14 protein-coding genes are annotated in these 14334 nt (G+C 45.0%); 11 read left to right on the top strand and 3 right to left on the bottom strand.

Annotation, left to right across the window (positions count from 1 at the left end):
* Positions 1 to 65: 65 nt before the first annotated feature.
* Positions 66 to 1217 (bottom strand): FtsW/RodA/SpoVE family cell cycle protein, encoded by a 1152-nt coding sequence (locus ACVS9P_RS07990; protein ID WP_452103055.1) that lies wholly within the window; start codon positions 1215 to 1217, stop codon positions 66 to 68.
* 150 nt (positions 1218 to 1367) lie between these two features.
* On the opposite strand from ACVS9P_RS07990, the gene ACVS9P_RS07985 reads away from it, so the two are divergent.
* Positions 1368 to 1787 carry an RrF2 family transcriptional regulator gene (locus ACVS9P_RS07985; RefSeq protein WP_452103054.1) on the top strand — a complete coding sequence of 140 codons (420 nt, stop codon included), beginning with the start codon at positions 1368 to 1370 and terminating at the stop codon, positions 1785 to 1787.
* 327 nt (positions 1788 to 2114) lie between these two features.
* The gene (locus ACVS9P_RS07980; protein ID WP_452103053.1) at positions 2115 to 3404 is read left to right on the top strand and encodes an O-acetylhomoserine aminocarboxypropyltransferase/cysteine synthase family protein; all 1290 of its coding nucleotides are present in this window, start codon (positions 2115 to 2117) and stop codon (positions 3402 to 3404) included.
* A 112-nt stretch (positions 3405 to 3516) separates the two neighbouring features.
* On the opposite strand, the gene ACVS9P_RS07975 is transcribed toward ACVS9P_RS07980, so the two are convergent.
* A complete protein-coding gene (locus ACVS9P_RS07975) occupies positions 3517 to 3963 on the bottom strand; it encodes a PaaI family thioesterase (RefSeq protein ID WP_452103052.1) in 447 nt (148 codons plus the stop codon).
* Positions 3964 to 4011: 48 nt separating this feature from the next.
* The gene (locus ACVS9P_RS07970; RefSeq protein WP_452103051.1) at positions 4012 to 4458 is read right to left on the bottom strand and encodes a PaaI family thioesterase; all 447 of its coding nucleotides are present in this window, start codon (positions 4456 to 4458) and stop codon (positions 4012 to 4014) included.
* A 218-nt stretch (positions 4459 to 4676) separates the two neighbouring features.
* Here ACVS9P_RS07970 and ACVS9P_RS07965 point away from each other — a divergent pair, with 218 nt between their 5' ends.
* From ACVS9P_RS07965 to ACVS9P_RS07925, 9 genes are all read left to right on the top strand, one after another.
* Entirely contained in the window at positions 4677 to 6344 is a 1668-nt protein-coding gene (locus ACVS9P_RS07965) for a formate--tetrahydrofolate ligase (protein WP_452103050.1), read from the top strand.
* Positions 6344 to 6763, top strand: a complete 420-nt coding sequence (gene tsaE / locus ACVS9P_RS07960) for a tRNA (adenosine(37)-N6)-threonylcarbamoyltransferase complex ATPase subunit type 1 TsaE (protein ID WP_452103049.1) — start codon at positions 6344 to 6346, stop codon at positions 6761 to 6763. Before ACVS9P_RS07965 ends, tsaE begins: the two co-directional genes overlap by 1 nt.
* A 4-nt stretch (positions 6764 to 6767) precedes the next feature.
* The gene (gene tsaB, locus ACVS9P_RS07955) at positions 6768 to 7472 is read left to right on the top strand and encodes a tRNA (adenosine(37)-N6)-threonylcarbamoyltransferase complex dimerization subunit type 1 TsaB (protein WP_452103048.1); all 705 of its coding nucleotides are present in this window, start codon (positions 6768 to 6770) and stop codon (positions 7470 to 7472) included.
* A gap of 24 nt (positions 7473 to 7496) precedes the next feature.
* Positions 7497 to 7940: a ribose 5-phosphate isomerase B gene (rpiB, locus tag ACVS9P_RS07950; protein WP_452103047.1), complete on the top strand. Its 444-nt coding sequence runs from the start codon at positions 7497 to 7499 to the stop codon at positions 7938 to 7940.
* A gap of 32 nt (positions 7941 to 7972) precedes the next feature.
* The gene (gene upp, locus ACVS9P_RS07945; RefSeq protein ID WP_452103046.1) at positions 7973 to 8605 is read left to right on the top strand and encodes a uracil phosphoribosyltransferase; all 633 of its coding nucleotides are present in this window, start codon (positions 7973 to 7975) and stop codon (positions 8603 to 8605) included.
* Positions 8606 to 8838: 233 nt separating this feature from the next.
* Positions 8839 to 9927: a dockerin type I domain-containing protein gene (locus ACVS9P_RS07940; protein ID WP_452103045.1), complete on the top strand. Its 1089-nt coding sequence runs from the start codon at positions 8839 to 8841 to the stop codon at positions 9925 to 9927.
* Positions 9928 to 10097: 170 nt separating this feature from the next.
* The gene (locus ACVS9P_RS07935; RefSeq protein WP_452103044.1) at positions 10098 to 10949 is read left to right on the top strand and encodes a pyridoxamine kinase; all 852 of its coding nucleotides are present in this window, start codon (positions 10098 to 10100) and stop codon (positions 10947 to 10949) included.
* A 139-nt stretch (positions 10950 to 11088) separates the two neighbouring features.
* A complete protein-coding gene (locus ACVS9P_RS07930; protein WP_452103043.1) occupies positions 11089 to 12936 on the top strand; it encodes an FtsW/RodA/SpoVE family cell cycle protein in 1848 nt (615 codons plus the stop codon).
* The gene (locus tag ACVS9P_RS07925) at positions 12936 to 14303 is read left to right on the top strand and encodes a penicillin-binding transpeptidase domain-containing protein (RefSeq protein WP_452103042.1); all 1368 of its coding nucleotides are present in this window, start codon (positions 12936 to 12938) and stop codon (positions 14301 to 14303) included. Before ACVS9P_RS07930 ends, ACVS9P_RS07925 begins: the two co-directional genes overlap by 1 nt.
* Positions 14304 to 14334 lie beyond the last annotated feature (31 nt).

Raw genomic sequence — 14334 nt, 5'->3', positions numbered from 1 at the left:
CCTTTTTGTCTTCATTTTATCATTAGCAAATATGTTCTTTATTATAAGAAGTTTCTGCCATTTTGTCAATTTGTGGGTGTGTAGAGCAGGCGGTCACTGGAGCGTCTGTGAATGACAACGCTCTGTACCAGCCCGATACCAAAATACAGACAAGAGGATGAGGAACCTCCTGCACTAAAGAATGGCAAGGTGACTCCCATTACCGGGAAAAGGTTGAGACACATGCCGAGATTAAAAATCATCTGAGAAAAAATCATTCCAAAGTAGCCCATGCAGATACTGCTTCCCAAAAGATCGGTGGAATATCCTGCATCCTTTAAAATTCTGGTAAGCAGGAGTGCGAGAAGTACGATGACTGCCATACAGCCCACAAATCCGAGAGATTCTCCTGCGACGGAAAAAACAAAATCACTTTGCTGAATCGGTACCAATCCGGAATTGACGCGGGGAGCTTGGAAAAGACCTTTTCCGAAAAAGCCCCCACTGCCGATGCTGATTTTTCCTCGCAGCTGCTGCAGCCCATATCCCAGCGGGTCTGTTTCCGGGTGAAGAAAAATTAGAAAACGCTTGCGTTGATAGACATCCAGAACAGAAGTCCATGCGATTGGAAAAGCAATGATTACAAGTCCGGCCAGAATCGCAAAATACCGCAGTTGGATTCCGGCGCCAAATGCCATAAACAAAAACATGCAGAAGAAAATAATGGCAGTGCCGTCATCGTGCTGCAGATGGACGAGCATAATAGGAATCATCGCATGAACGGCAAGCAGAATCACATGAAGAGGAGAAGTGAGCAGTCCCTTTTCTTTTAAAACAAATAGATGATTGCCAAAAGTAATTAAAAAGCCGATTTTTACAAGTTCACTTGGCTGAAAGGTCAGTCCCCCCGGTAATGGAATCCATGCTTTTGCGGAAACTCCGTCGGCACCTGTTACCGTTTGTCCTTTAAGTTGCGTTAAAAGAATCAAGAATAGGCAGAGGACGGCAACCACATACCAAAAGTGGGCTAGTTGGCGATAATCGATCAGAGAGAGAAGAAGCGCAAAAAAATATCCGGTTACCGCTGCTAAAAGCTGAACCGCAAAATAAGAAAGACGACGCCCTTCTTCTGTAGGGACCGTTCTTAACAGCAGCAGCCCATACGCAGTGATCATAAGCATAATTCCCCAGAGTATCTGGTCCGATTTTTTAAAGTAATTTAGTAATCGCCGCTGCATTTTTTCCCTCCTCATTTTTGATATTGTAGTGATATTATATCATAAAGAGAAAGGCGGAACCAGTCCTATCGGGACAGAAATCTTTGGCGGCAGCTTGATTTCCCTATCGGATTTATTGTATAATTAAAATACTGAAAGAGGGCGGAAGCAATGATGATTTCAACCAGAGGAAGATATGCGCTGCGAGTGATGGTGGATCTGGCGGAGCATACCGGAGAAGGTTTTGTTCCGCTGAAAGAAATTGCTGAGCGACAGGAAATTTCTGAGAAATATTTGGAGAGTATTATTGCAATTCTTTCGAGAAATCAATATCTGATTGGGATGCGTGGAAAGGGCGGCGGCTATAAACTTGCCCGTGCACCGGAAGAATATACGATCGGAAGTATTCTACAGGAAACGGAAGGAAATCTTGCGCCGGTGGCCTGCTTAAGCGGCAGTCAAAATGAATGCAGCCGCAAAGAAATCTGCCGGACTCTTCCTATGTGGGAAAAACTCGATACGCTTGTTCATGATTTCTTTGAAGGAATTACATTAAAAGATTTAGTACAGCAGCAAGAGCCGCAAAAATGAAAAAATCGATGCCGCTTAAAACGGCCTAAAGATCCCTGCCGAAAGATATTTCTTGGTAGGGATCTTTTTCTATATCACGGCGTTTTTAGCTATGCAACGATCAATAATTTGACTTGCCTATTTTAATTTTTTAATTAAATCATATTAAACCTATTGACATAGTATGAAAAAGAGGGTATTGTATTAACAAACCAACAGAAATGGTGGGATGTTAATGAAACATACATTTGAAAAACTGCTGAGACATAATTTCCGTTTTGGACGAATGTGATTGAGCTTTTACGAAAACAATCAACATGACTTTAAAAACGGAAAGGAAAGATTCTCATGTCTTCTAAAAACTATAAATTTGAAACTTTGCAGCTTCATGTCGGTCAGGAAAAGCCTGATCCGGCGACTGATTCCAGAGCGGTGCCAATTTATGCAACGACCTCTTATGTGTTTAAAAATTCTGCACAGGCGGCAGGAAGATTTGGCTTAACAGAGGCAGGCAACATCTATTCTCGTCTGATGAACCCGACCTCCGATGTGTTTGAAAAGCGCATTGCAGCGCTCGAAGGCGGCGTTGGTGCATTGGCAACGGCAACCGGTTCAGCGGCAATTACTTATGCGGTGCAGAATATCACGAAAGTTGGAGATCATATCGTATCTTCCTCCGACCTTTATGGAGGTACCTATAATCTTTTTGCAAATACGCTGCGAGATCAGGGACTCGAAACCACTTTTGTAGATCCTTCTGACCCGCAAAATTTTGAAAAGGCAATCAAAGAGAATACAAAGCTACTCTACGCAGAAACATTGGGAAACCCAAACTCCAATGTAATCGATCTTGCGGCGATTGCACAGATTGCACACCGTCATGGAATTCCATTTATCGTGGATAATACTTTTGCAACGCCGTATTTGCTGCGGCCTATCGAATACGGTGCAGATGTTGTTGTGCATTCTGCAACGAAATTTATCGGCGGCCACGGAACCACAATGGGAGGTATTGTTGTAGACGGCGGACATTTTGACTGGACTCAGAATGACAAGTTCCCCGGAATTTCTCAGCCGAATCCCTCTTATCATGGCATCATTTTCAGCAAAGCCTGCGGGAATGCAGCTTATATCACAAAACTGCGCACGACTATCATGAGAGATGAGGGAGCGACAATTTCTCCGTTTAATTCCTTCTTGCTTCTGCAGGGTCTCGAAACGCTTTCTCTGCGGGTAGAGCGCCATGTAGAAAATGCGCTGAAAGTTGTCGATTATCTAAAGAATCATCCCCAGGTGGAGCGGGTTAACCATCCGTCTTTGGCAACCGGCCGTGAAAAAGAGCTTTATGATTCTTATTTTCCAAACGGAGCTGCCTCCATCTTTACTTTTGAAATTAAGAGTGACGCGGAAAAAGCAAAGAAATTCACAGAATCGCTCGAACTTTTTTCACTTCTTGCCAATGTTGCCGATGTAAAATCTCTGGTGATCCATCCGGCTTCTACGACTCATAGCCAACTTTCCGAAGAAGAACTGCTGGCGGCAGGAATCAAGCCGAATACCATTCGCCTTTCCATTGGCACGGAACATATTGATGATATTTTGAATGACCTTGAGCATGGTTTTGAGGCTGTTCGCTAAATCAGACTGCGCCGAAAATTCTTTCTTTTTATAAAAGGAACCGGGCCCGTTTCATTTGCGGGAACCCGGTTCTTTTTATTTTTATCTAAGGCCATTATAAAAAGGGCAAAAATCAGTCTGCTGATTTTCCACTGACCAGAAAAGAGGCATGGGCTGTAGCAACGACTCTGCCGGTATCTCTGCTGTAAACAGTGCAGTGTGTCTGGGAGATGCGGTGCCCCAGATGATCGACAGACGCTTCGACGATCAGTTCATCGCCGGCAGCGGCAGGAGCAACATAGTTAAGGCTCATCTGGATTGTGGGACCGTCGTGCCCCTCGGAAAAGATATAAGGTAGGCAGCCCATCGTGGAATCGGCTGCAGTTGCAATGATGCCGCCATGAATGTTATTGAGCGGATTCAGCTGCCATTCCCGAATTGGGAATCCCAGTTTAACACTTTGTTTTTGTTCATCAAAGGCAATCAGCCGAGGGGTCATCTTTGTATTGAGTGTATCAATATCAGTGCGGTTGCGGTTTTCGATAAAAGAGTTGAGAAGCTCTTGAGGGGTATGCTTCATAAATTGAAACCTCCGTGATTTTAAAATTCTGTAATTTCGAGCTGCTTTTTAATCTTCCATGCGTCCTTGACTTAAGAAGGAAGCGTGGGACGAAGCAATAATCTTGCCGGTCTTGGCGCTGCGGGCGATTCCACGGGTTTGTGTGACCCGATGACCGGTATAGTCGATGACTGCTTCTACCTGAAGCTCATCGCCTGCTGTCATCGGAGAGACATAATCAATACTCAGCTGGATTGTGGGTCCTGCGTGGCCGGGAGAAAAAATGCCGGCGAGAGTTCCCATCGTGGAATCCATGGCAGTAAAAATCATTCCGCCGTGAAGATTGCCCATATCGTTTAGCTGCCAGTCGCGGATGGGAAAACCCAAAATCAAGCTTTGTTTTTCTTCATCTATTGAGACAAGATGTGGTGCCATCATGGTATAGATCCGGTGAATGTTTGGTTGATTTCTTCCCTCCAAATATAGATCCAATAATTGTCTGGGAGTAAGTTTCATTTTATTTTATAAGCCTCCTTAAAATAGCATAATTTAGATTTATTTTATCGCCTTTTCTGCAGAAATGCAACGAAAGTGGGCAGATTATCAAAGAAAAAGCGCTTTTCCAGGGCAATAAAGTGTGTTATAATAATTCTAATATGATTTGTGGAGTTTTTCCGCACATGAAATCGAGAACGTAACGATTTCATAAAAATTGAATTTTTGGAGGATAACTTATGCTGAGTGACATCGAAATTGCACAGCAAACAAAAATGCAGCCGATTGCAAAAATTGCTGCAAGCCTTGGAATTCACGAAGAGGAACTGGAGCCATATGGCCGTTACAAGGCTAAGCTCAACCAGTCCCTTTTTGACCGTTTACAGGGAAAAACGGATGGAAAATTGGTCTTAGTGACCGCCATCAACCCGACACCGGCAGGAGAAGGGAAGACGACTACAACGGCAGGCCTTGGAGAAGCAATGGCTAAAATCGGGAAAAATGCGATTATTGCGTTGCGGGAACCGAGTCTGGGTCCAGTTTTTGGCATTAAGGGCGGTGCTGCCGGAGGCGGCTATGCGCAAGTTGTGCCGATGGAGGATATCAATCTTCATTTTACCGGTGATATGCATGCAATCACTGCGGCGAATAATCTGCTCTGTGCGATGCTGGATAACCATATGCACCAAGGGAATCAGCTTGGAATCGATTCCAGAAGAATCTTGATTACGCGCTGTATGGATATGAATGACCGTGCTTTGCGTAATGTTGTGATCGGTCTGGGCGGCAAAATCAATGGCGTTCCGCGTGAAGACCATTTCTGCATTACCGTTGCAAGCGAAGTCATGGCAATTTTTTGTCTGGCAAAAGATCTGATGGATCTCAAAGAAAGACTTTCTAAAATTCTAGTTGCTTATACGCTTGACGGTAAGCCGGTTTATGCTGGAGATCTTCATGCCGAAGGTGCAATGACAGCGCTGCTTAAAGATGCGATTAACCCCAATTTGGTGCAGACGCTTGAAAATACCCCAGCGATTATGCATGGCGGTCCATTCGCAAATATTGCGCACGGCTGCAACAGCGTGCGTGCAACCAGGATTGCTTTGAAGCTTGCAGATTACTGTATTACAGAGGCAGGTTTCGGCAGTGACCTTGGCGCCGAGAAATTTATGGATATCAAGTGCCGTCTTGCGGGGCTTCATCCGTCCTGTATCGTACTGGTAGCAACCGACCGTGCGCTGAAATATAATGGCGGAGTGCCAAAGACGGATACCTCTAAGCCAAATCTGGAAGCGCTTAAAAAAGGAATCGTCAATCTTGGCAAGCATATTGAAAATATGAGAAAGTATGGTGTGCCGGTTGTGGTTGCAATCAACCGGTTCCTCACAGATCCGGAGGACGAGCTTTCTTATATTGAGCAGTTCTGCAAAGAGAATGGAGCGGATTTTGCACTGTCCGAAGTCTTTGCAAAAGGCGGAGAAGGCGGACGAGCTCTGGCGGAAAAAGTGGTTTCTGCCTGTGAAAAACCTTCTGATTTTCACCCGATTTATGAGGAAGAGCTTTCTGTTGAAGAAAAAATTGAGACGATTGCAAAAGAAATCTATGGAGCAGATGGAGTTTCCTATTCTAAGCAGGCGAAAAAGTCTCTTGCAGAGATTAAAAATCTTGGCGGGGACAAGATGCCAGTCTGCATTGCAAAGACACAGTACAGTCTTTCTGATGATGCGTCTCTGTTGGGACGTCCGCAGGGATTTAAAATTACGATTCGTGATCTGAAGATTTCCAGCGGTGCCGGATTTGTTGTGGCCTATGCAGGGGATATCATGACAATGCCAGGTTTGCCCAAAGTACCTGCTGCTTTAAAGATCGATGTTGCAAAAAATGGAAAAATTGAGGGATTGTTCTAATGAAACCCTTTTTAAGTCATTCTCCACAGGAGACCGAAGCATTTGGATGCCAAATTGCAGAGCAATTAAAAGGCGGAGAGGTGCTTGCCCTTTTTGGGCCGATGGGAATGGGAAAAACTGCGTTTACGCGGGGTGTTTGTGCAGGGCTTGGTATTACAAGCGGTGTTTGCAGCCCCACTTTTGCATTGGTGCATTGCTATGAGGGAAGGCTCCCCGTCTATCATTTTGATATGTATCGGGTAGACGGCTGGGACGATCTTTCTTCTACCGGATATTTTGATTATCTGGAGTCCGGCGGGGTGCTGATTATTGAGTGGAGTGAAAATATCGAAGCAGCGTTGCCGGAAACTGCAGTACGGATTACGATTGAACCCGGCGAAAAAGAAAACGATCGTATTTTTACAATAGAAGGGCTGTGATTCTGTGAAATTGTTGGCAATTGACGCCTCTGCAGGGGCAGCTTCTGCCTGTGTCTGGGAAGAAGGAAAGGTACTTGGAGAAAATTATATTAATACGCGTCTGACTCATAGCCAGACCTTGATGCCGATGATTGACGGCGTCTTGCAGTATACCAAGATTCCGCTTTCCGAAATTGATGGATTTGCAGTTTCTGCCGGCCCCGGATCTTTTACCGGAGTGCGCATTGCGGTTTCCAGTATTAAAGGAATCGCTATGGCAACCGGAAAACCATGTATTTCTGTTTCAACACTCGAAGCGATGGCGCAAAATCTTTTGGTGCTGCCCTGTACTGCATGCTGCGTGATGGATGCTCGCTGCGGGCAGGTTTATAATGCTTTGTTTTCTATTGAAGATGGAAAGGTGCGGCGCCTTTGTGAAGACCGCGCTTTGTCGATCAAAGAACTTGCAGAAGAATGTGCCGGTCTGTCGGAACCATTGATCTTAGTTGGAGACGGTGCGCAGCTTTGTGCAAAATCTCCGGAGTTTATGGAAATTAATGCATGTCTTTCCCCGGAACCAATTCAGTATCAGAGAGCGTCTGGGGTAGCGCGGGTAGCGGCAGAAAAATTTTTACGCGGTGAAACGGTAACAGCCCGAGAACTTCAGCCGATTTATCTGCGGTCACCTCAGGCAGAGCGCAATCTGCGCTTAAAAAACAAGAAAGTTTGATAAGGAAAAGGAGTATGAAAATTCATGATTGCAATCGGAGCTGATCATGGCGGATTTCAGATCAAAGAAGCCGTAAAAGCATATTTGGACAGTCAAAATATTGCTTATCAAGATTTTGGAACCCATAGCGAAGAGAGTGTGGATTATCCACCTATTGCCGCAAAGGTAGCACATGCAGTGGCTCGTGGAGAATGTGAAAAAGGAATCCTCTGCTGCGGAACCGGCATTGGAATGTCGATTGCCGCTAATAAGGTGGATGGTGTTCGTGCATCTGTATGTGATAACGAATTTTGTGCAGAGATGACCCGCCGTCACAATAACTGCAACTGCCTTTGTATGGGCGGTCGTGTGATTGATAAAGAAAAGGCGGTAGAACTCACTAAAATTTATTTGGAAACACCGTTTGAAGGCGGACGTCATCAGCGTCGTCTAGATCAGATTACTGCAATCGAACAGGATAAGCTGTAAGATATAAAAACAAATATGGAGGTCATTTAAAAATGGACAAACAGGTTTTCATCATGGATCATCCGCTGATCCAGCATAAGCTCACATTCTTAAGAGACAAGAATACGGGCTCAAAGGAGTTTCGCCAGTTGGTCAGCGAGATTGCGATGCTGGAGTGCTATGAAGCGACACGGGATCTTCCTCTGGAAGAGGTCGATACAGAGACCCCTGTAGCGATGGCACATACAAAGGTCATTGCAGGACGTAAACTTGCTTTCGTTCCGATCCTGCGTGCAGGTCTTGGAATGGTGGAAGGTGTTCTGGAGATGGTTCCCGCGGCGAAGGTTGGACATATTGGTCTTTATCGTGATCCCAAAACGCTGCAGCCGGTAGAATATTATAGCAAACTGCCCCATGACATTGAAGAACGCGATGTCATTGTGCTGGATCCGATGCTGGCAACCGGCGGCTCCGGAATTGATGCAGTGACCATTATCAAGCGCAGCAATCCAAAGAGCATTAAATTTATGTGCATTATTGCAGCGCCGGAGGGCCTTAAAGCATTTACCGAGGCACATCCGGATGTACAGATTTATTGTGCAGCAGTGGATGAACATCTCAATGATCATGGATATATTGTTCCGGGTCTTGGAGATGCAGGAGACCGTATTTTTGGAACCCTGTAAAAAATTATTTTTATAGAAAATAAAAATCCCGATGGTGAAAAGTAAAAAACTTTTTGCTGTCGGGATTTTTTGGTAAAGAATTTAAGTCTTACAATTTTAATTTTCGACTAAATTCCATAAAAAGTAGTATTTTTTTACAAAAAATTACTTTTTTCTTTCATTTTTTCAAAAACTTTGCTATAATTAGGACAAACTTAAAAAATAGAGGCGCAGGGCTTATGGGAGAAAAGTGTTTGCGAAAAAAGCGGAAGATTTTAATTGGAACAGTATTGACTTTTGTAGTGGTAGTTGTTTTGATCGGAGTGTGGCAGTATCAGATTCACGGCGCTGAAAAAATGGCACCGACAAAGATTTCAGATGAGGCAGCATTTAAGCAAAACCGAATGGCTTTTCCGCTTGGCAGTCAATGGGTAATCTTCAGTACGGATGGGCAGAAAACGAGGCTTGCTCTTGTGGAGGATTCTGGAAAGCTCAGCAAAGGAACAACACCGATGGAATTAGAAGGAAGCTATTTATTCGGCGCCGTTCAGGCTGATAAAACTGTTTTTGTTGGTTTCGAAAAGGATTATTCGCTCAGGATAGAAGCGGTTTCTTTTTCTTCTGGGGAGACTTGCGAATGGAGTGGCTTTTTGCCGGAAGACTCTAAAAAGTGCAGTGATCTGTATTTTGATTCTCAAACCAATAGGATGATTTTACGCTATTATGGAGAACGTGCGTCAATTCTTAACTATGAGCTTTCGTGGGGGAAGGAGCCAGTGCTGATGAGGATCCAACAGGAACCACAGGCCTCTACCGGAATCCCTCTTCCAGATGAGACATCAGAGGCTTCTGAACCTTTTGAAAGTTCTGCCGAATCTTCGTCCGAGGTGGTCAGCTCTAAACCTGAGTCGAGTTCTTCCTTGCCTGTTTCCTCAGCAAGCTCACAGACTAGCGCGTCAGATGAAGATTATTATATTTTTGATGAGCCGGTTACGGTCAGTCAGTTAAAAGAGACATTTAGCCGCGTTAGAAAGAACAAAAATGTGGAAGTCCTTACGAAGGCGGGATATGATGTTCCAGAAGGCGCCGTTGTAACAGGAGATCAAATCTCATTCTTAGACAGTGAAGGGGAACAAAAGATGACAACCGCGGTTATCCTAGGGGATCTGACTGGTTCTGGAAGACCCGATTCCAAATCGTTGAAAGTATTTTATCCGGCGCTTGCCTATCATTCATTTAACGAGCTTCAACGCCGTGCCGCTGATCTAGACGGAGACGGAACGGTGACGACCGCCGATCTTTTACTTTTAAAGAAGAGGATCCTTTATGGTACAGTAGGATAAAACACTGATGGAGACCGTGCAAAATTTATCGAATTTACAATACTAGATGAGAAAAAAGAATTGGCGTATAAAAATTTTTTGGTTTTACAAAATTCTCCTTGAACCACAGAAAAGAATCCTATATGATAAATAGAAATATGATAAATAGAAACTGTATAGAGGGTGATTCTATGAAAAAGCAACCGCGTGTAGCAGCAATTCATGATCTTTCCGGCTTCGGCCGTTGTTCGTTGAGTATTGTTCTGCCGGTTCTGAGTGCAGCCGGAATTGAGACCTGTCCGATTCCGACCGCTGTTTTTTCCAGCCATACCGGAGGCTTGCCGGGCGTTTGGCATCAAGATCTCACCGAAGCCATGGATGGATTTTTAAAGCAGTGGAAACAGCTTGGCTTGACTTTTGATGCAATTTATGTAGGATTTTTAGGCAGTGAAAAACAAATTTCCATAGTAAAAGAATTTTTGCAGACGTTTTCCGGGCCGAAGACCTTTATACTGGTCGATCCTGCAATGGCAGATCATGGTGCGCTTTATCAGACTTATACCAAAAAAATGGCGGAAGAAACGGCAGAACTTTGTTCTGCTGCAGATTTAATTGTCCCGAATCGTACCGAGTCAGCTTTTCTTCTTCAGGAGCCCTATGAGGAAAAGCCCTGTGTGCGGGAAGAAATTGAGTCTCAGTTAAGGCGCCTTTCAGATTTGGGACCGCGTAAAGTGGTTTTGACAGGTGTTTGGTTTGCACCGGCACTTTTGGGAGCAGCAGGATTTGACCGTGATACAGGAAAGTTTAGTTATGCACTGGCACCAAAAATTCAAGGAAATTATCATGGAACAGGAGATCTTCTTGCCGCGTCTCTTTTAGCGGGAATTTTAAATCACATCTCATTTGAAGGGGCTTTGCAGGCGGCAGTCGATTTTACGGCCCTCAGTATTCGTACAACATGGGAAGCAGGGACGGATCCCCGTTATGGGGTTTTGTTCGAACCGCTTTTGCCGCAGTTTCAGAAGGCGATCGGCTGTTTTTGACTGAAAATGAAAAGGCATAATCTTTACATTTTATGAAATTCAGGCTATACTTAAGGAATCGAAGTTGGCAGTTTTTGCCGCTTGGATTCCTTTTTTATTAAATTAAAAAATTCATTTTATTCCGAAAGGAGGGGAAGACTTGGAGCAAGTACTAACCGTACTGAAATCTGTGCCCAATCTGGTCTTCTTTATTTTTCGCATTATTATCCCAATTCTGTCACTTTTGGTGATCTTGCGCTGTTATGCTTCTATGCGCGCAGGACGCAGAAGAGAAGAACCGGTAGTCTTTTTGGAGGATGCAGCTTCCGGCGTTATGATACCGGTCCTCTATTGGGAAAACAGCATTGGACGAAGCAAAAGCTGTGATATTCGGATTCCGGATGATGCCATCAGTCGGGATCACGCTGTTCTGATGCGTCGGGAATCCGGTTGGACAATCGTAGATACGGAAAGTAAATCCGGGACCTTCTTAAATGGTAAAAAAATCAAGGGACCTATGAGCGTACGTCCCGGAGATACCATTAAAGTAGGCACGACTTCTTTAATTTTAAAAAGAGTGACCGATGTAAAACCTCAGGCACGTCCCGGACGTCACCAACAGGCGAAAACCCCTTCTCCGGCAGGGCTGCTTCTCACAACGACTTTGATTCAGATCCTGCTTTTTTCGCAGGCCTGCTATGGCTCTGGAGAGCTTTCGCTGCTGCCTATCTTGCCATTCGTCGTGCTTTTGATTGTAGAATGGGGACTTTATTTTTATTCCCGCAGGATACTTAGCCGTGTAAGCTTTGAAATTGAAACGATCGGGTTCCTGTTTTCTGGAATTGGACTAGCTCTATTGTCCGGACAGCGTTTGGAACTGGACGAGGGACAGGCTTTGCCGAGCGCTACCACCCTTTTTCATTGGGCCAGTATGAAAGTAGCCTATACACAGGTGATTACGATGGTAATGGGTGTGATCCTTTTTTGTTTGATGGTTTGGTTTATGAAGGATCTGGAGCGTACTACAAAGTGGAGAATTCCGGTTACTGTTGCGGCAGTCGGATTGTTGGCATTGAATCTTTTGCTTGCACATTCTACTTATGGTTCTAAAAACTGGATCAATATTGGTGGAGCGAGCATTCAGCCCAGCGAATTTGTCAAGCTTGCTTTTATTTTTGCCGGTGCTGCAACACTAGACCGCTTGCAGACAAAACGAAATTTGGCCGGGTTTATCGGCTTTTCCGCTATCTGTATGGGTGCACTTTTCCTTATGAAAGATATGGGAACCGCAGTGATCTTCTTTGTGACCTTCTTGATCATTTCTTTTATGCGTTCCGGAAGTGTTCGTACAGTCGCTTTGGCAATTTCTGCTGCCGGTCTTGGGGGATTGCTTATTTTGCAGATGATGCCTCATGTTGCTAGTCGTTTTGACGGTTGGAGGCATGTTTGGGAGGATACCCAGAATGTCGGATATCAGCAGTCTCGTGGAATGAGCTATGGTGCCGGCGGCGGACTTTTTGGTTTGGGAATCGGAAACGGCGGAATGGGTGCTGGTACCGGTCCTATGACCGGAAAATCCAATATGCTTTTTGCCGCCAACAGTGACCTGGCCTTTGATATGACCTGCGAAGAACTTGGAATCGTTTTGGCGGTTGTCGTTTTGATTGGCCTAGTCGTGTTGACTTTTTATGTACGTGGAGATGTCAGTCGCAGCCGCAGTACTTTTTATTCAATTTCTTCTTGTGCGGCGGCCGGAATGCTTTTGTTTCAGACGATGCTGAATGTTTTTGGCAGCACGGATGTTTTGCCGTTTACCGGCGTGACACTGCCCTTTATCAGCGCAGGCGGCAGCAGTATGATCAGCTGTTGGGGAATGCTTGCATTTTTAAAGGCAAGTGATGAGCGTACTTATGCAGGCCGCCGTCGGGGGAGTGTCCCGGTTTCACAGCCTATTAGAGAAGAGCCGGAATATCGGCCGCGCAGAGCGGTGAGGGGAGACGGTGACTAATGAATGTAACCCGTAAACGTTCTTTTATTTTGTATTTTATTATCGCTGCCTTTATCGGCTGTCTTGGATTCTTTTTATTCGAATATTTTACGAGTGCTTCTTCGTGGGCGACGAATCCTGTCAATAAGCTTGCAACAGCGCAGGCAGGCAGTGATTCTACCGGGCGTGTTTATGACCGCAACGGGGTATTACTTGCCTATAGCCAAAATGGGGAGCGCCTTTATAACAGCGACAAGGAAATTCGGTGCAGTATGCTGCATGCGGTAGGGGATACCGAAGGGAATATTTCTACTGGGGTGCAGACTGCCATGCGCAGTCGGTTGACCGGCTATAATCTGATTACTGGTCTTGGGACGCCTTTTGGATTAAAGACGACCGGCGACGTGACGCTTACGCTTGACAGCAGCTTAAATAAGACCGCCTATGAGCTTATGAATGGGCAAAAAGGTGCCGCGCTGATCTACAACTGGAAGACAGGAGAGATCCTTTCTATGGTGAGTAACCCTGGATTTGATCCACAAAATCCGCCACAGGATATCGGTACAAATGCTGCCTATGATGGTGCTTATGTAAATAAAGTTCTTTCGGGAGCTTTGACCCCCGGATCTATTTTTAAGATTGTCACAACAGTGGCGGCCAGCGAAAATATGTCAGATCTGGACAGCCAGAGCTTTCATTGTGATGGATCTGAAGTGATTGGAGGATCGCCGATTACTTGTACCGAAGTACATGGGGATCAGAATTTTCAGCAGGCACTTGCTAATAGCTGTAATATTGCATTTGCGCATCTGTCTATCAACCTCGGTGCCAATACCATGACGAAAACAGCAGAAGAACTTGGATTTAACAAGAGCTTTGAAGTGGATGGAATTCCGACTGCAAAAAGCAGTTATAATGTTGGTACTGCCAGCGAAAATCAGCTGGGTTGGTCTGGTGTAGGACAGTATACGGATACCGTGAATCCCTGCCATATGGCAAGAATTCTGGGAGCAATTGCGAATGGCGGAAATGCAGTGACACCGCATTTTATCAAGACTTCCGGTCTCCCTGATCTGATCGGGAATTCGGGGGAGTCCATGATGTCCAGTACGATTGCTGATCGTGTAAAAGCCTATCTGCGCTGGAATGTGCAGAATTATTATGGCGATAAGATGTTCCCTACCGGGATGCAGGTTTGTGCTAAGACTGGTACGGCAGAGCTCGGAGAGAATAAACAAAATAACGGTTGGATGGTTGGATTTTCTCAAAATGACAGCACACCATATGCGTTTGTTGTCGTAGTTGAAGATACTTCTCAGTATGGATATCAGTCGGCCGGACGAGTGGCCAGCGGCTTGATGCAAGCTGCAACGAATTTGAAAAAATGATCGATGAGGGAAAATGAATTTTTCATTATAA

It is taken from the genome of Caproicibacterium sp. NSD3 (genome assembly GCF_053613275.1).
This window is presented reverse-complemented; position numbering and strand designations above follow the sequence as displayed.